This window comes from Gordonia sp. LMA167 (assembly GCF_058130025.1).
In genome coordinates this window covers 6151970-6169797 of sequence record NZ_CM176708.1, presented here as the reverse complement: position 1 = coordinate 6169797, position 17828 = coordinate 6151970, and the positions used below count along the sequence as shown (strand labels likewise).

Annotated in this window: 16 protein-coding genes; 15 read left to right on the top strand and 1 reads right to left on the bottom strand. The window is 68.2% G+C overall.

Translation table 11 applies throughout. The features are described 5' to 3' along the window. The first annotated feature begins 80 nt into the window (after positions 1–80). The 9 genes from ACVT6V_RS27670 to ACVT6V_RS27630 all read left to right on the top strand — a co-directional run bounded on the left by ACVT6V_RS27670 (position 81) and on the right by ACVT6V_RS27630 (position 9421). Positions 81–1823, top strand: a complete 1743-nt coding sequence (locus ACVT6V_RS27670) for an Rv0497 family membrane protein (protein WP_489897255.1) — start codon at positions 81–83, stop codon at positions 1821–1823. 6 nt (positions 1824–1829) lie between these two features. Continuing rightward, positions 1830–2735, top strand: a complete 906-nt coding sequence (locus ACVT6V_RS27665) for a sugar phosphate isomerase/epimerase family protein (RefSeq protein WP_489897254.1) — start codon at positions 1830–1832, stop codon at positions 2733–2735. A 41-nt stretch (positions 2736–2776) separates the two neighbouring features. Beyond that, positions 2777–3634 carry a thioesterase family protein gene (locus ACVT6V_RS27660; protein ID WP_489897253.1) on the top strand — a complete coding sequence of 286 codons (858 nt, stop codon included), beginning with the start codon at positions 2777–2779 and terminating at the stop codon, positions 3632–3634. Positions 3635–3689: 55 nt separating this feature from the next. Further along, entirely contained in the window at positions 3690–4559 is an 870-nt protein-coding gene (proC, locus tag ACVT6V_RS27655) for a pyrroline-5-carboxylate reductase (protein WP_489897252.1), read from the top strand. Positions 4560–4748: 189 nt separating this feature from the next. Next, a complete protein-coding gene (locus tag ACVT6V_RS27650) occupies positions 4749–4979 on the top strand; it encodes a helix-turn-helix domain-containing protein (protein WP_489897251.1) in 231 nt (76 codons plus the stop codon). Positions 4980–5215: 236 nt separating this feature from the next. After that, positions 5216–5317, top strand: coding sequence for a 30S ribosomal protein bS22 (locus tag ACVT6V_RS27645; protein ID WP_003402602.1), 102 nt, complete (start codon positions 5216–5218; stop codon positions 5315–5317). Between the two features lie 184 nt (positions 5318–5501). Then, a complete protein-coding gene (locus tag ACVT6V_RS27640) occupies positions 5502–6557 on the top strand; it encodes an NAD-dependent epimerase/dehydratase family protein (RefSeq protein WP_489897250.1) in 1056 nt (351 codons plus the stop codon). Positions 6558–6744: 187 nt separating this feature from the next. Further along, complete coding sequence (locus tag ACVT6V_RS27635; RefSeq protein WP_489901042.1) at positions 6745–7938, top strand: lysophospholipid acyltransferase family protein; 1194 nt, start codon at positions 6745–6747, stop codon at positions 7936–7938. A 319-nt stretch (positions 7939–8257) separates the two neighbouring features. Continuing rightward, positions 8258–9421 carry a zinc-binding dehydrogenase gene (locus ACVT6V_RS27630; protein WP_489897249.1) on the top strand — a complete coding sequence of 388 codons (1164 nt, stop codon included), beginning with the start codon at positions 8258–8260 and terminating at the stop codon, positions 9419–9421. A 249-nt stretch (positions 9422–9670) separates the two neighbouring features. On the opposite strand, the gene ACVT6V_RS27625 is transcribed toward ACVT6V_RS27630, so the two are convergent. Continuing rightward, a complete protein-coding gene (locus tag ACVT6V_RS27625) occupies positions 9671–10717 on the bottom strand; it encodes an HAD family hydrolase (protein ID WP_489901041.1) in 1047 nt (348 codons plus the stop codon). A 335-nt stretch (positions 10718–11052) separates the two neighbouring features. On the opposite strand from ACVT6V_RS27625, the gene ACVT6V_RS27620 reads away from it, so the two are divergent. The 6 genes from ACVT6V_RS27620 to hemB all read left to right on the top strand — a co-directional run bounded on the left by ACVT6V_RS27620 (position 11053) and on the right by hemB (position 17791). Beyond that, complete coding sequence (locus ACVT6V_RS27620; protein WP_489897248.1) at positions 11053–11310, top strand: glutaredoxin family protein; 258 nt, start codon at positions 11053–11055, stop codon at positions 11308–11310. 121 nt (positions 11311–11431) lie between these two features. Beyond that, the gene (locus tag ACVT6V_RS27615; protein WP_489897247.1) at positions 11432–12229 is read left to right on the top strand and encodes a redox-sensing transcriptional repressor Rex; all 798 of its coding nucleotides are present in this window, start codon (positions 11432–11434) and stop codon (positions 12227–12229) included. Next, positions 12226–13599: a glutamyl-tRNA reductase gene (locus ACVT6V_RS27610; RefSeq protein WP_489897246.1), complete on the top strand. Its 1374-nt coding sequence runs from the start codon at positions 12226–12228 to the stop codon at positions 13597–13599. Before ACVT6V_RS27615 ends, ACVT6V_RS27610 begins: the two co-directional genes overlap by 4 nt. After that, entirely contained in the window at positions 13596–14549 is a 954-nt protein-coding gene (gene hemC / locus ACVT6V_RS27605) for a hydroxymethylbilane synthase (RefSeq protein ID WP_489897245.1), read from the top strand. Before ACVT6V_RS27610 ends, hemC begins: the two co-directional genes overlap by 4 nt. A gap of 112 nt (positions 14550–14661) precedes the next feature. Then, entirely contained in the window at positions 14662–16341 is a 1680-nt protein-coding gene (locus ACVT6V_RS27600; RefSeq protein WP_489897244.1) for a bifunctional uroporphyrinogen-III C-methyltransferase/uroporphyrinogen-III synthase, read from the top strand. Between the two features lie 472 nt (positions 16342–16813). Then, a complete protein-coding gene (hemB, locus tag ACVT6V_RS27595; protein ID WP_489897243.1) occupies positions 16814–17791 on the top strand; it encodes a porphobilinogen synthase in 978 nt (325 codons plus the stop codon). The last annotated feature ends 37 nt before the right edge of the window (positions 17792–17828 follow it).

The window sequence follows — 17828 nt, the reverse complement described above, 5'->3', positions numbered from 1 at the left end:
GGCTGTCGGATGGGTGGACACTGCAAGCGAAGACGTCCGACGTGCGGGCGCGATGAACTCGAGGACGGAGAGCTCACTGTATGTCTGACGAATCGGGTTCCGGGAGCGGAGCGAACGGGCCGGAGAACACCGATTCCCGGCCGATCTCGGTCTCGGAGCTGCTGGCACGCAGCCGGGCCGAGGGCGGTCCGGCCGGCAGCGGTACCCGTGAGTCGAGGGGACGTCGGCGGGTCGGGCGCGAGGGATCGGTGTCGGTCTCGGAACTGACCGGCGAGATCCCGCGGATCGGCTCCGCCGACGCAGACAACACTTCTCCCAGGTCCGGCGGCAGGCGCTCGGACACCGGTTCCTTCCCCAGGTCGGCGACCCCGGTCGCCCGTCGGTACGCCGAGGATCAGCCGGTTCCCGACCGCGCGGCGCCACCACGCCGACCGGCCGCTACCCCGCCCACACCGGATCGCCCCACACCGACGTCGGCGAGCGGGATGCCCGGATACGCCCAGCCCGCCACGCGCGACTTCCACGCCTCCGAGGTGGCTCGGCGTGCGGCGAAGGCCGAGGAGGCCGAGAACGCGAACGCCGTCACCGGCATCATCCCCGTCGTCGGTGACAACCGCGAGGGGCTCGTCGTGGTCGAACAAGACGATGTCGACGTCGTCGATCTCGCGTCGCCGGCGTCCGAGGATTACCCCACTGAGGATTCCCCCACCGAGGGAACCTCCACCGAGGAGCCATCGACCGCGGGGATGCGGCCTGGTTCGGGGGACAAGCGTTTCGCCGAGGTCGTGGACGGCGACGCCGCGGAAGACTTCGAGGCGTACCGAGCATTCGCCGACGTCGAGGAGGACGAGCCCGCGCCCCGCAAAGGCCTCTTCGGACGATTCAAGAAAAAGAACGTGGACCGCTCCGCCCGGCCGGCCGCCGCGCGGGAACGCGCCGCCCAAGCCGGCGGCGACTCCGCTGCGGCCGCCGAGACCGAGTCGCGCTCGGAGGTCGCCGACGTCGAGCCCGCCACCCCGGCGGACGGGCTCGACGACCGGATCGACGAGTCCGACACGCTCACCGCATCCGACCGCGGCGCGGCCGACGAGCCGTCGACGGGACAGACCGACGGTGATTCGGCGCGTCCGATGGGCGCCGGGATCGCGGTGACCGCAGCCGCCGGGGCCGCCATCGCCGCGGCCGCGAACGCCCGAACAGAGGCGATCGACACGGTGGAGACCGACCCGGTGGACACGGACGATGCGACGGATGTCGCGCCCGACGAGGTCACGCAGGTGCTCCCGGCCACTGCCGACTCGGGGGTCACCGCCGACATCGAGCGCGATGACCTCGACCACCACGATGTCGATGACCGCGATGTTCACGACCACGACGTTCACGACCACGGCCTCGACGACCACGACCTTCACGACACCGACCTTCACGACGACCTTCACCACCACGACGATCATGAGCGCGACGTCGATGCCCGTGTCGATGACCGCGACGGGGGCGACAGCGGCGCCGTCGACCACACCGACACCGCCGAGGCACCCGCGACGGAGACCGCGAAGGGCGAGCACTCGCCGGCGCTGGCGTGGGCGCTGATCATCGGGCAGGCACTCGCCGGTCTGGCCGTCGGGATCGGCCTGTTCTGGGGCTTCACCGAGCTGTGGAAATGGAACGTCTATTTCGCGCTGGTGCTCGCGGTCCTGGTGATCTTCGGGATCGTCACGTTCGCGCACCTCGTGCGACGGACAAAGGACCTGACGACCACATTGCTGGCGATGGGCGTGGGTCTGATCGTCACGATCGGCCCGCTCGTCCTGTTGGCCACCTGAGGGACCGTGAATCCACCTCCGCAGATCCGCGACATCCCGATCGGACTCTCGACCGCCTCGGTGTACCCGCAGAACACCGAGGCCGCATTCGCCTACGCCGCGGAACTCGGTTTCGACGGAGTCGAACTGATGGTCTGGGGTGAACCGGTCAGCCAGGACATCGGGCACGTGGAGTATCTGTCGGAGCGTTATCAGATGCCGGTGCTCTCGGTGCACGCCCCGTGCCTGCTCATCTCCCAGCGCGTCTGGGGTCGTGACCCGCTGGTGAAGCTCGGGCGATCGATCCAGGCGGCCGAGGACCTCGGCGCGCAGACCGTCGTCGTACACCCGCCCTTCCGCTGGCAACGCTCCTATGTCGACGGATTCGACGATCTGGTGGCTGAGCTCGAGGACGACAGCGGCATCGCGATCGCCGTGGAGAACATGTTCCCGATGCGGGCGGATCGGCTGTTCGGTGCCGGGCAGCGATCCGCCAAGCGTCTGCGCCATCGGGGCGGCGGGCCCGGGATATCGGCGTCGGCGTTCGGCAAGTCGATCGATCCCACCGACGACGGCTATGCCCACTACACGCTCGATCTGTCCCACACCGCGACCGCCGGTGCCGACGCGATGGCGATGTACGAGCGGATGGGGTCGGCGCTGACCCACCTCCATCTCGCCGACGGCGACGGCGCCGCGACCGATGAGCACCTGTTGCCCGGCGACGGCAATCAGCCGTGCGCCGAGGTGTGCCGCCGACTCGCGGCCAGCGATTTCGCCGGCGCGGTTGTGCTGGAGGTCACAACGAGTTCGGCCCGCACCAAACCCGAACGCAGTGCGCTGCTGGCCCGTTCGCTAGATTTTGCGCGGCGGCATCTTGCCAGGGGGCTGCCGGCCGACGAGCCAGGGCGGGTCCGTTCCGAACGGAGTTGAGCCGACCGGTGCTCGACCCGACGACATCAACGAGCGGAACGATGAACCAGAAGCTTGCCGAGGTGCTGACCCTCACCGAGGTCGCCCGAGCCGGTGCCGACCGGATCACCTATCGGGGCGCCATCGATCCCGTCTTCACCATCGGGCCCAAGGTGCACGGCGGGAGTCTGCAGATGGTCGTCGCGCATGCCGCGCAGCGCGCCCTCACCGAACTCGCGACCGACGGTGAGTCGGGCGGGGACTTCGAGACCGACAAGATCCCGGTGGCGATCACCAGTGACTACCTCACGGCTCCCAACGCCGCGGAGATCGATCTCGAGGTGCTGGTCCGCAAACGGGGTCGTACCGTCACGGTCATGACCGTGGACGCGGTCCAGGGTGGTCGCACGATGGTGTCGTCGTCGATCACCTGTGCGCGCGCCGACACCGGCACCCCGCACCACTCCGGGCCGACGGCGCTCGACGGCACGCCCGCTGAGCCGCCGGCCGACGGCATCGGCCTGGACAACTCGCCGATCGCCGACGTCAATCATCTCGGTCCGGCCCTCGACCTGGTCCTCGATCACGAGACCTTCCCCGTGGCGCGCGGTGAGACCGGCGCCCCCGTCGTCCGGGGATGGGCCCGCCCGAAAGGCGGCGAGCCCGACACGAACTTCGCGGTGCTCGTCTGCGATATCTCGCCGCCGGTGGTGATGAATCTGGCGCTGTTCGGGTGGGCGCCGACCGTCCAGTTGACGACCTATGTCCGCCGGCACCCCGCGCCGGGCTGGCTGCGATTCGCCGCCACGAGCACCGAGGTGGGACCCGGCATGTTCGAGGAGGACCACGTCGTGGTGGACTCGATCGGGACAGTTGTCGCCCAGTCGCGGCAACTCGCCCTCATCCCGCAACGTAGATAGCAACTCCGGACCCACCGCTGCGGGTCCGGCAAAGCAAGTCAGGAAGGCATCACACGTGACCGAACGCATCGCCATCGTCGGTGGCGGAAAGATCGGCGAAGCACTGCTGGCCGGCCTGATCCAGTCGGGCAAGCCGACCAAGGATCTCGTCGTCGCCGAGAAGATGCCGAAACGCGCCAAGGAGATCGCCGACGAATACGGTGTACTCGTCACCGACGTCGCCACCGCAGCCGAGGGCGCGCAGTACGTGTTCCTCGCGACCAAGCCCGACGACGTAGATTCGGTGCTGCGTCAGCTCGCGAGCGCCGAGGACGCCGGTGAGTCCGAACGCGTCACGGTGACGTTGGTGGCCGGACTGCCGCTCAGCCGATACGAGAACGCGCTGCAGGCCGGTTCGCCGGTGATCCGCGTCATGCCGAACACCCCGATGCTCGTCAACGAGGCGATGTCGGCGGTGTCGGTGGGCCGCTACGTGGGCGACGACCAGCTCGCCGCCGTCGTCCGGCTGCTCGAGTCGGTCGGCAAGGTGTCGGTGGTCCCGGAGAAGCAGATGGACGCGGTGACCGCGGTGTCCGGATCCGGGCCCGCGTACGTGTTCCTCATGGCCGAGGCCATGATCGATGCGGGGGTCGCGCTCGGCCTCAGCCGCGTGCAGGCATCCGAGTTGACCGTCCAGACCATTCGCGGCGCGGGCCTGCTGCTCAGCGAGTCGGGACTGTCGCCGGTCGATCTGCGTGCCGCCGTGACGTCGCCGGGCGGCACCACCGCCGCGGCGATCCGGCAGTTCGAGGCCAACGGCTTCCGACATGGCGTTTACGAGGCCACACGAGCCTCTGCAGCCGTCAGTGCCAAGGCCGGACATCGACCAGAGATTGAGGGTTTGAGCGGCCCGAACGCCGGGCGCGTCGAAGTCGACGCCCCATGATTTAGGGGTAATTCGCAGAGAAACCCCAGGATGTAGGGGTGCGACGTCACATCCGGCGCAATAACCACACAACTCACGTCGCTTTTTTCACATCAGCCACGCTAAGCTCCTTTAAGCACGTGCGTGTCTGGTGTCCGCCGGAGGGGAAGCCGGCGGCCGCGACGCGTGCTCCGGAGGTATGAGTAATTCATGGCTGCAGAAAAGCCTGGTGACAGGACCGGTGCGGTAAACAATGCGACCTCGGGTTCGCAGTTCCTCACGGTCGCCGAGGTTGCGTCGCTGATGCGCGTGTCGAAGATGACCGTGTATCGCCTCGTGCACAGTGGTGAGCTGCCCGCCGTTCGTGTGGGCCGATCGTTCCGTGTGCACGCCAAGGCTGTGCACGATTATCTCGAGACCTCGTATTTCGACGTCGGCTAGTCCGACTCATTGCAGCTGCAGGTTTCGGCCTGCTCGCTCTGCTCCCGACTCCCTCGGCGGGTCACACAACTGGTGTGATCGGCCGAGGGAGTCGTGGCTTTTGGCGACCGGATTTTTCCTGATCATCACCGACCGGTAATGTGGGAGGTCGCGTGCTGATGCCCGCGCGTGTGCGTCACGCCGGTTGGCACATCAGACCGTCAGAACAACCGCGTCAACCGTGAGGAAGCACCCCGATGGGTTCAGTGATCAAGAAGCGTCGCAAGCGCATGTCGAAGAAGAAGCACCGCAAGTTGCTGCGGCGGACCCGGGTGCAGCGCCGCAAACTCGGTAAATAGTCGGTGGGGGTCACAGACCCCTTCCGGCATCACCGAGAAGAACCCGCCGAGTGCGGGTTCTTCGTCTTTGTGGACCGGCCGACAATCGCACGGGCCACGGGGCCGATGATGCGCCACCAAATTCGGTCGCCTGAGTTTCGCGACCGAACAGGCGGGTCTCAGAATGCCCCGTTAGCCTGTGAGGATGACCGACGAGTCGCCCGCATCGCCGCCCCGGACCGTCCTGGTGACCGGCGCATCCACCTTTCTCGGTGGCTACCTGGTCGCCCGCCTCGCGGCCAACCCGGCGATCGAACGGGTGCTCGCCGTCGATTCGCGCCTTCCTCGTAAGGACCTGATGCGGCGGATGGGCCGGGCGGAGTTCCTGCGGCTGGACATTCGTCGCCCGGCGATCGCCAAGGCGATCGCCGGCTACGAGGTCGACACCGTCGTGCACGCCGCGACGTCGATCATGGAGACGGCGCCGCATTCGTCGGCGATCAAGGAGTTCAACGTCGTGGGCGCCATGCAGGTGTGCGCCGCCTGCCAGCGCAGCCCGTCGGTGAAGCGACTGATCCTGCGGTCGACGGCGATGGTCTACGGTGCGAGTGCCCACGATCCGTCGCACTTCTCCGAGGAGACGCCGGCGCGCCGCGAACCCAAGCGCGGTTACGGTCGCGACCTCCTCGACATCGAGGGGTACGTCCGTGGGCTCGGGCGACGTCGCCAGGACATCGACGTGACCATCGTGCGACCCCAGGCGATCCTCGGGCCGCGCATCAACACGCGGATGGGGTCCTACCTCTCGCTACCCATCGTGCCCACGGTCATCGGCTATCAGCCCCGACTGCAGTTCCTGCACGAGGAGGACGCGTTGGCGGCGATGGAGCACGTGACGCTGGCCGGCAAGACCGGCACCTTCAACGTGTCGGGGGAGGGCGTGGTGACGCTGACCCAGGCGATCCGTCGTATCGGGCACGTCGAGTTACCGGTGCCGAGCAGTTTGATGGCGCCGATCACCGGGGTCTTCCAAGACCTCCGTTCGGCGAAATTACGGTCGAGCCAGACCGAGTACCTCACCTACGGGCGCGTTCTGGACACCACGCGCATGCGCAAGGAACTCGGCTTCGCACCCAGGTTTACGACGATCGAAACGGTTGACGACTTCATCGAGCGAGGTGCCTCGACCGCGGTGATCGCACCGGATTCGTGGCGTTCGCTGGAGCGACGTGTGGTTTCGGCAGCGCATCAGCTGCAATGAAATCCACGCAAGTGAATCGCGATAAGGTTGGCGGTCGGCAACATGGCCTACAAGTGGGCACGAAGTCGATCAAGGCTCTAGACTTGGACAACAGACCCACTCCGATATACGCGTACCATGAATGCAGATTGCCAGCGCGGTCATCGGATGTGATCTTCAAATCAATTGTGACCCAGGGGTGAGAAGCTTGGCAGGTGGCGTGAGCGACGCACGTACCGCGAAGGTGATTCAGCTCTACGCATCCCCCGGAAACAGTGCCGAGGCACGTGGGGGAGCGCGTATGGCCCGTGAACAGGTACGTCAGCGACATCCCAGTCAGCAGCCCGCCGGGACCGCCACGCCCACGAAATCCACACCTGCGCAACGCAAGTCCCGGCAAACGGCGCAAGTCGGACACCCGAACACCGACGATTTCGGCCAGCCTGCGGCGCCGGTGACCCCGATCAACGACGATGTGCGCCTCCCCGCGGAGTCCCTCGGCGTCGAACATCTCGGACCCTCACGTTCAAGTCCACTGTTCTCTCTGTCCGGTATCCGTGGAGCGGTCGCCGACTCGTTGACCGCAACCGCCGGGTTCATCAGGGAGCGGATGACCGGCGAGTACGAGGTCGACGAGTTCGGCTTCGATCCGCACTTCACCGAGTCGGTGTGGTTGCCTGCGGTACGTCAGGTGTACGAGAAGTGGTTCCGGGTCGAGGTGACCGGCATCGAGAATCTGCCCGTCGAGGGTGGTGCGTTGCTGGTCGCCAACCATGCGGGCACCATCCCCATCGACGCGATCATGACCTCGGTTGCCGTCCGGGACAATCATCCGACCGGCCGGTATCTCCGACTTCTCGCTGCCGACATGGCTTTTGACGCTCCGGGTGTGGGTGAGGTGGCGCGCCGCGTCGGTGCGACCCTGGCATGCAACCACGATGCGGACCGACTGCTGCGGGCAGGTGAGCTGACCGCGGTGTGGCCCGAAGGGTACAAGGGGATCGGGAAGCTCTACAAGGACCGCTACAAGCTGCAACGCTTCGGCCGCGGCGGGTTCGTCACCACCGCGCTGCGCAATGCGGCACCGATCATCCCGGTCTCGATCGTCGGTTCCGAGGAGATCTACCCGATGCTCGCTGACCTCAAGCCGCTCGCCAAGATCCTTGGGCTGCCGTACTTTCCGGTCACGCCTATCTTCCCGTGGCTCGGTCCGCTCGGGGTGGTCCCGCTGCCCTCGAAGTGGCACATCCACTTTGGGCGCCCGATTGAGACCGGGTCGTTCGACGAGGCCTCCGCCGACGACCCGATGGTGGTCTTCGACCTCACCGATCACGTCCGCGAGGAAATCCAGCAGACCTTGTTCCGGATGCTGAGCCGTCGCGGTAGCGTCTACTTCGGCTGACAGGGCGCGGGCGTCCTCGCCCCCGAGGAGCGAACTTCACCACCCGCTCCCTGAGGAGCGAGCTTGCGAGCGTCACGAAGGGCGACCCTTCGTGACGCATCCTCGCAGGCTCGGAGGCTCCTCAGGGATCGGGGGACGCATCCTCGCAGGCTCGGAGGCTCCTCAGGGATCGGGGGACGCATCCTCGCAGGCTCGGAGGCTCCTCAGGGATCGGGGGACGCTTCCTCGCAGGCTCGGAGGCTCCTCAGGGATCATGGGGCACGTCACCACCGCTCCCTGAGGAGCGAGCGTAGCGAGCGTCACGAAGGGGGACAACAACGTGAAAGCAGTGGCGTGTCAGGGCGGCGAGCTCTCGATCGTCGATCTACCCACACCCACGCCGGGGACCGGGCAGGTCCTCATCAGGGTCATCCGGGCGGGTATCTGCGGATCTGACCTACACGCGCGGACCTACGCGGATGCCAGCGCCGACGTCGCCGACGAGGTCGGCTATCACGCTTTCATGCGTTCGGGCGACTCGGTGGTCATGGGACACGAATTCACCGGCGACGTGGTCTCCTACGGCCCGGGATGCCGCCGCCGGTGGGCGCCCGGGACGTCGGTGGTGTCGGTGCCGATGATCAAGCACGGCGACGTCGCGCACCTGACCGGACTGTCGGCGCAGGCACCGGGCGCGTACGCCGATCTGATGCTCGTCGCCGAAGACATGACGATGCCGGTCCCCGACGGCGTGTCCGCGGAACTCGCCGCACTGACCGAGCCGATGGCGGTGGCCCGGCACGCGGTCCGGCGCGGCGAGGTGGGCAAACGCGACGTCGCCGTGGTCATCGGGTGCGGTCCGATCGGGCTGGCCGTCATCCTGATGCTCAAGGCCGCGGGCGTGCGAACGGTGGTGGCCAGCGACCTGTCGGCGGGTCGGCGCGACCTCGCTCGCCGCTGCGGCGCCGACGTCGTCGTCGACCCGGTCTCCGACTCGCCGTGGCAGGCGGGCAACCAGAAACACAAGTATCTGACCAGCGCCTCCGACCTGTTCGGCACCGCGTTCTCCGCGATGCACGACCTGCAACGCATTCCCGGCGTGCCCTGGGCGAAGGTGATGCGGGTGGCCGAACGCGTCGGCGCGACCCCGCAGGGACCGGTGGTGTTCGAATGCGTCGGCGTGCCCGGCATCATCGAGGACATCGTGTCGCACGCCCCGTTCCGCTCGCGGGTCGTGGTGGTGGGTGTGTGCATGCAGCCCGACACCTTCCGGCCGGCGATGCCGATCAACAAGGAGATCGAGCTGCGGTTCGTCTTCGCCTACGACCCGGGCGAGTTCTACGAGACGTTGCACATGATCGCGGATGGCAAGGTGGACCCGAGCCCGTTGGTCACCGCGACGGTCGGTCTCGGCGGTGTGCCGGCGGCCTTCGACGCGCTGGGTAGCGCCGAACACCATGCCAAGGTCCTGATCGATCCGACGTCGGACGTCGTGACGCTGTAGCGCCCACAGCGCGACAGAACCCGGGATCGCGCCGACAGAACCCGGGATCGCGCCGACAGCACCCGGGATCGCGCCGACAGCACCCGGGATCGCGCCGACAGACCCCGGGATCGCGCCGACAGCACCCAGGCTAGTGGCGATTCACTCTGCCCCAAAGACGGTCGGTACAACGGCCGTTGAGGGATCCGCGACCCGTGCAGTCGCGCGCCGCCGTAAGCTCTCGTCGAGTCGACCTCAAGGCACGCGGCCTCAGCCCCAGCGCTGCCGGATCAGCCGGGTGGCGGTCGCCGCGCCGACTCCGGCGGCACCGATCACCAGCGCCGACGTCGCCCCGTACTTGGCGGCCTTGCGGGCGGTGCGGAAGTCGTAGATCTCCCAGTCGCGAACCTTCGCGACGTCGCGAAGGTCGGCGTCCGGGTTGATCGCGACGGCGGTGCCGACCAGCGACAGCATCGGCACGTCGTTGTGCGAATCCGAGTATGCGGTGCAGCGCTTGAGGTTCAGGCCTTCGCGGATGGCCAGTGCCCGCACCGCGTGCGCCTTGCCGGGACCGTGCAGGATGTCGCCGACGAGACGGCCTGTGAACACCCCGTCGACGCTCTCGGCCACCGTGCCCAACGCCCCCGTCAGGCCGAGACGCTCGGCAATGGTCTGTGCGAGTTCCACCGGTGTCGCGGTCACCAGCCACACCTGCTGGCCGGCGTCGAGGTGCCGCTGGGCCAGCGCCCGGGTCCCCGGCCAGATCTTGTCGGCGATGTACTCGTCGTAGATCTCCTCGCCGAGTTGCACCAGTTCAGACGTCTGACGGCCCGCGATGAACGACAGTGCCTTCTCGCGCCCCTCGGCGACGTCCTCGGCGTTCTCCTTGCCGGTGATCTGGAACTTTGCCTGGGTCCACGCGAAATCGAGGATGTCGCCGTAGGAGAAGTACTTGTGCGCGGCCAGGCCGCGGGCGAAGTGGATGATCGAGGCGCCCTGGACCAGGGTGTTGTCGACGTCGAAGAATGCGGCGGCCGTCAGGTCGCGGGGTGCCTGCGTCTCCTCGTCGTCGGTGGGTGGGCGCGATCGCAGGGTGTCCACGGCGACTCGCGCGCTGGCCTCGCCGGCGAGTGATTGCCGCAGCTCCTGTGCGGTCTGTCGGAAACGCCCGCTGGTCGCCCTGGCCCGCTCGGAGATCCACGTCGCGACCCGGGAGGCGTCCTCGTCCTCGTCGTCGGTGTCGTCGGAATCCTCGTCCTCGTCGTGGTCCGGGCCGAGCGCGTCGGCGTGGGTCTCCCAGTCCTCGGCGTCGGTCACGTCGTCGTCGGCGATCGCACCGGCGACGACCTCGTCGGCGGAGACCGTCTCGTCGGCGACGATCCCGTCGTCGCCGACGGGCGCGCCCGTACTCTCGACGTTCGGTGCGTCGCCGTGCGTCGGGTCGACTCCGTCGGTATCACCGGAGCCCGAGACCTCCTCGGCCACGGCTCACCTCCACTCGCTCAGAACGTACCGGGCTCATGGAGTCCGGAACCCCACAGTAGCCACTCGAGGGCCACGAGCCAGCCTAGTGTGCGCCGATTGCGAGGGGTGACACACTGATGCCGGTGACACCGCCCGGCGAGGCGCACCACCGACCGAGGGAGGCCGACATGTCATTGACGCTGCTGACGCGAGCCGGATGCTCGGCCTGTGCCACGGCTCGCAGCGAATTGAGAAGTATCTGTGCGGATTTCGGTGTCGGGTTCGACGAGGTTGACGTCGATCGGGCCGCCGACGACGGCGATGTGGCACTGCGTGTCGAGTTCGGCGACCGCTTGCCGGTCGTCCTGCTCGACGGCGAGGAGCACAGCTACTGGGAGGTCGACACGACCCGGCTGCGTCAAGACCTCGAATCGCGCCGCGGTTGACGCGATCTGATGGGGGTAGTGAGAACCTGTTATCGCGCGGTATACGCTGAGATCGGGTATGGGGGTTCGCCAATGGGGCGATGGGTGGGACCCTTGACGGCCGGAAGAAGGTGACCAGGGCGTGAGCGGCGGTTCGGCGTCGGACGACTCCGAGATACCCGACGCCTCCGAGATTCCCGAGCCCACCGTCACACGTTTGGCGACCTATCTGTACATCCTGCGGTCCTTCAGCGAACGCGGCATCCTGGTGGCCTCAAGCGGCCAACTCGCCACCGCGGCCGGGGTCAATCCCTCCATCTTGCGCAAAGACCTGTCCCATGTGGGCGCCAACGGAGTGCGCGGAGTGGGCTACGACGTCGGGCGCCTGACCGCCCGGATCGCCATGGTCCTGCACACCGACAGCACCCACACCGTCGCGCTCGCCGGCGCCGGTCGACTCGGTCGGGCGCTGCTCGCTCACGCCGGGTTCGGTCGCGGATTTCGCGTGTCGGCCATGTTCGACTCCGATCCCGACGTGATCGGCACGGTCGTCGAACCCGGCGGGCCGCAGGTGGCGCCGCTGTCCGCGATCCATGATGTCTGCGCAGGTCACGGCGCTGAGCCGATCGAGATCGCGGTGATCGCGACGGCCGAGGCGGACGCCCAGGCGGCCTGTGACGCATTCGTCGGGGCAGGGGTACGTCAGTTGTTGAATGTAACGCCGACGACACTGAGCACGGACTCCGATGTTGTCGTGCGGCAGGTTGATCTAGCCTTGGAGTTACAGGTGTTGGCGTTCAATGCGTCGCGCTCGCGTCCCGGCACGGCCTCGGCCGGCCGCGCGGCGGGTGCGATCGCCACGAAGAGAGAACCCGGGATGCGGCCGACCGGCATGGATTCGGCATGGTCGGCGACGGGTGAGGAAACGGTGACGGCGTGAGTGTTTTGTTGTTCGGGGTCTCGCACCGAAGTGCACCCGTGGAGGTGCTCGAACGGTTGGCGGTCTCCGACCACGATCGACCCAAGCTCGTCGACGAACTGCTGTCGTCGCGGGCGATCTCCGAGGCGATGCTCGTGTCGACCTGCAACCGCGTGGAGATCTACGCGGTCGTCGACGCGTTCCACCCCGCGTTGGAGGCCGTCGGCAGCGTCCTGGGGGAGCACTCCGGGATGACCGTCAACGAGCTGACCCGCCACGCGTACGTCCGCTACTCGGAGGCGGCCGTGGAACATCTGTTCACCGTCGCCGCCGGTCTCGACTCACTGGTCGTCGGCGAGCAGCAGATCCTCGGACAGATCCGCAACGCCTACCTCAACGCCGACGCCAACGACTCGGCGGGTCGTGTGCTGCACGAGCTCGCGCAGCAGGCATTGCGTGTCGGCAAGCGGGTACACACTGAAACCGGCATCGACCGGGCCGGCGCCTCGGTGGTGTCGGTGGCGCTGCACCGCGCCCAGGCCCTGCTGGCGGCCGAGCAGCGCGGCGGACTGCGTTCGGCCGTGGTCGTCGGCGCCGGCGCGATGGGTGGTCTGGCCACGGCGCAGCTGGCTCGTGAAGGCGTGCGCGACCTGGTCGTCGTCAATCGCACGGTCGCCAACGCCGAGCACCTGGCCGGCAACATCGCCGCCAACCATGGGATCGCGGTACGCGGTATGGGTCTGGCCCAACTGCCCGAGGCCATGGCGGCCGCCGACGTCGTCGTCACCTGCACCGGCTCGGTCGGCACGGTGGTCAGCGTGGGCGAGGTGCACTCGGCGCTCGCCGCCCGCACCGACGGCAGCCCGCTGGTCATCTGCGACCTCGGCCTGCCACGCAACGTCGATCCGGCGGCGGGACGGCTGCCGGGCGTGCACATCGTCGACATCGAGGGTCTGCGTGGCGATTCCGAGACCCAGGCGGCGGAGAACGACGCGTCGGCCGCGCGGTCGATCGTCGCCACCGAACTCGCCGACTATCTCACTCACCAGCGGCAGGCCGAGGTCACACCGACCGTCGCGGCACTGCGTCAGCGCGCCGCCGACGTCGTGGAGGCGGAGATCCTGCGGCTCGATGCCCGGCTTCCCGACCTCGACGACCCGCAACGCGACGAGGTGGCGAAAACCGTGCGTCGCGTCGTCGACAAATTGCTGCACGCACCGACGGTCCGCGTCAAACAGCTCGCGTCGACCCCGAACGGCGACCACTACGCCGAAGCGCTGCGCGAACTGTTCGAGCTCAAGCCGGGCGCTGCCGAGTCGGTGTCGGCGCCGGAAGCGGCGACCGGACTCGGGGGCACACCCGATGCCGGCACCGGCCGGAACGACAAGTGAGCGCCCCCGGACGCGACGTGATCCGCATCGGCACCCGCGGGTCGCTGCTGGCCAGGACCCAGTCACAGAAAGTCGCCGACGCGCTGACCGCCGCCGGGCATCCCGCCGAGCTCGTCATCATCCGCACGGCCGGTGACAACTCGCAGGCGCCCGTCGCCGAGATCGGGGTCGGGGTGTTCACCACGGCCATCCGCGTGGCGCTGCAGAACGACGAGGTCGACGTCGCCGTCCACTCCTACAAAGACCTGCCCACCGCACCGGAACCGGGCCTGGTGATCGCGGCCGTCCCGCCCCGGGAGGATTCGCGAGATGCCCTGGTCAGCAGGGGTGGGATGGTGCTCGGCGAGCTGCCGCCGGGGTCGACTGTCGGGACGTCGGCGCCGCGACGGGCGGCACAGCTTAGAGCATTGGGTCTCGGTTTGGAAATCCGCCCCCTACGAGGCAACCTTGATTCTCGGTTGGGCAAAGTCGCCAGCGGTGAACTCGACGCGGTCGTGGTCGCCAGGGCCGGATTGGTACGCATCGGGAGAGCCGATGAGGTCACCGAGGCATTGGACCCCGTGGTCCTGCTACCGGCACCGGCACAGGGCGCCTTGGCCGTGGAGTGCCGCTCCGACGATGCCGAACTGGTGAGAATACTCGCCGAGTTGGACGACGCGTCCACACGTGCGTCGATCGATGCCGAGCGCGCGGTGCTCGCGGCCCTCGAGGCCGGATGTACCGCACCGGTCGGAGCGATCGCCGAGGTGGTCGAGTCGATCGACGACGATGGACGGATCTTCGCCGAGCTGTCGCTGCGAGCGGCGGTGGCGGCCGAAGACGGATCGGATGTGATCCGCGCTTCGGTGGTGGGACCGATCGATCGTGCGGAGCAACTCGGCAAGAATCTCGCCGCCGAACTGCTGGAGCTGGGAGCGAACGAGCTCGTCGGCCGCGGTTCGCAAGCCTAGCGGCGCCCTCGGCGCCCGTGGTGAGCGGGTCGCGACTTCGGGTGCAGGCCGCCTCGCAACTCCGGTAGCAGAAGGAACTGCAGCTCCGACAGGGGCAGGAGAGTGCGAACTCATGAGCCGTGCGAAGAAGGTCAATCCGGGACGGATCCTGTTCGTCGGGTCGGGACCCGGTGACCCCGATCTGTTGACCGTCCGAGCCCGCACTGCGATCGAGAAGGCCACCACGGCCTACATCGATCCCGACGTCCCGGCCGGTGTGGTCGAGATGATCGGTGCGGCCAACCGAGACGAGGCCGCGGAGACTTCCCGATCGGGGAAGTCCGCCAGGAACGCCAAGAAGACGAAAGACGACGGTGCGACCGACGACACCGCCGTAGAGGCGACATCGACCGAGGGCGATGCCGCCGAGGCCGAGGAACCGTCGGTGGTCCACCCGGCCCTCGGCGATCCCGCCGAGGTCGCCAAGACCCTGGTCGCCGCAGCTCGCGGTGGCGAGGACGTGGTGCGCGTGGTGTCGGGCGATCCGCTCACCACCGATTCGGTACTGAGCGAGGTCAACGCGGTTGCGCGATCGTCGGTGCATTTCGAGGTGCTGCCCGGCCTGCCCGCCGCGTCGGTGGTGCCGAGCTACGCCGGCATGCCACTCGGGTCCACCCATACCGAGGCCGATGTCCGCGCCGAAGGTGTGGACTGGGCCGCGCTGGCCGCTGCGCCGGGACCGCTGGTCCTGCACGCCACGGCCGCCCATCTCGCCGAGACCGCGAGTGCGCTGACCGAGAACGGCATGGCCGCGCAGACCCCGGTCGCGATCACCGTCAACGGCACCACCTGTGCACAGCGGACCATCGAGGCAACGCTGGCCAGCCTCAACGAGCAGGGCAACGCCCTCGTCGGGCCGCTGATCCTGACCATCGGCAAGGTGGTCGGTCATCGCAGCAAGCTGTCGTGGTGGGAATCGCGTGCGCTGTACGGCTGGACCGTGCTGGTGCCGCGCACCAAGGACCAGGCCGGCGACATGAGCGAGCGACTACGCAGCCACGGTGCCATCCCCAAGGAGGTGCCGACGATCGCGGTCGAACCGCCGCGCAGCCCCGCCCAGATGGAAAGGGCCGTCAAGGGTTTGGTCGACGGCCGCTACCAGTGGGTGGTGTTCACCTCCACCAACGCGGTGCGTGCGGTGTGGGAGAAGTTCGCGGAGTTCGGTCTCGACGCCCGCGCGTTCTCCGGGGTCAAGATCGCCTGTGTGGGTGAGGCGACCGCGGAGAAGGTGCGCACCTTCGGCATCGAGCCGGAGCTGGTGCCGTCGGGTGAGCAGAGCTCACACGGACTGCTCGACGACTTCCCGCCGTACGACGATGTCTTCGACCCGGTGAACCGAATCCTGTTGCCGCGAGCCGACATCGCCACCGAGACGCTGTCCGAGGGGCTGCGTGAGCGCGGCTGGGAGATCGACGACGTCACCGCCTACCGCACCGTGCGTGCCGCCCCGCCGCCCGCGGAGACCCGCGAGATGATCAAGACCGGTGGCTTCGACGCCGTCTGCTTCACCTCGAGCTCCACGGTCCGCAACCTGGTCGGCATCGCCGGAAAGCCGCACGCCCGCACCATCGTTGCGTGTATCGGTCCCAAGACCGCCGAGACGGCAACCGAATTCGGCCTGCGCGTGGATGTGCAGCCGGAGTCGGCGTCGGTGCCCGAGTTGATCGACGCACTCGCCGAGCACGCCGCCCGTCTGCGTGCCGAGGGCGCGCTGCCTCCGCCGCGCAAGAAGTCGCGACGGTCGCGGTCCTGACGGTCCCCGGTCGCCGAGGCGTGACCCCTCGGTCCCTGAGGAGCGAGCGATGCGTGACCACCCACGGTCCCTGAGGAGCGAGCTTGCGAGCGTCACCTCTCGGTCCCTGAGGAGCGAGCTTGCGAGCGTCACCACTCGGTCCCTGAGGAGCGAGCTTGCGAGCGTCACGAAGGGCGACCCTTCGTGACGGTCCTCCGCTAGCGCTCCGGACCTCCTCAGGGATCGGGGGGACGGCCGCCAGCGTTCCGGACCTCCTCAGGGATCGGGGGGACGGCCGCTAGCGCTCCGGACCTCCTCAGGGAGCGGGGGACGGCCGCCAGCGCTACCCGCTTGCGGTGCGTGACCACCCGGTCTCTGAGGAGACGCGAGGACGGTCACCACCCCGGTCCCTGAGGAGCCTCGCGAGGTACGAGCGATGCGTCACGAAGGGCCACACACACGCACAACCGAACACGTCCTGAGGAGAATGCAGATGGCACCCGTGATCCGTCCCCGTCGCCTGCGGTCCACCCCGGCGTTGCGCCGACTCGTCGCCGAGACGCACGTCGCGCCGCAGGACCTGGTGCTGCCGATGTTCGTCGCCGACGGCATCGACGAGCCGCGTGCGATCTCGTCGATGCCCGGTGTCGTGCAGCACACGTTCGATTCGCTGCGCAAGGCCGCCGACGAGGCTGTGCGCGCCGGAGTCGGTGGGCTGATGCTGTTCGGTGTCCCGGCGCCCACCGACAAGGACGCCGTCGGGTCCGGCGCCGATGACGACGCCGGGATTCTCAACCGCGCATTGCGGGTGCTGTCGGACGATCTCGGCGACACGACCGTGCTGATGGCCGACACCTGCCTCGACGAGTTCACCGACCACGGGCACTGCGGAGTCGTCGACGCGCGTGGACGCATCGACAACGACGCGACGCTGGACCGGTATGTATCCATGTCGCTGGCACAGGCTCGTGCGGGTGCGCATCTGTTGGGGCCGAGCGGGATGATGGACGGCCAGGTCGCCGCGATCCGTGCCGGTCTGGACGCCGAGGGCTTCACCGACACGGGAATCCTCGCCTATGCCGCGAAGTACGCGTCGGCGTTCTACGGTCCGTTCCGCGAAGCGGTCGGGTCGTCGCTCGAAGGGGATCGGCGCACCTATCAGCAGGACGCCTCGAATCGTGTCGAGGCACTGCGGGAGATCCGCCTCGATCTCGACGAGGGTGCTGACGTGGTGATGGTGAAGCCCGCGATGAGCTACCTCGACATCGTCCGCGACGCCGCCGAGATCGCCGACGTCCCGGTCGCCGCGTATCAGATCAGCGGCGAGTACTCGATGATCACGGCCGCCGCCGAGCGCGGCTGGATCGACCGTGACGCCGCGATCCTGGAGTCGCTCACCTCGATCAAACGCGCCGGAGCGTCGATCATCCTCACCTACTGGGCCACCGAGGTCGCAGGTCGGCTCGGCTGAGCAACGGTCCGGATGGACGGCGCGGGCGGGGAGGCCG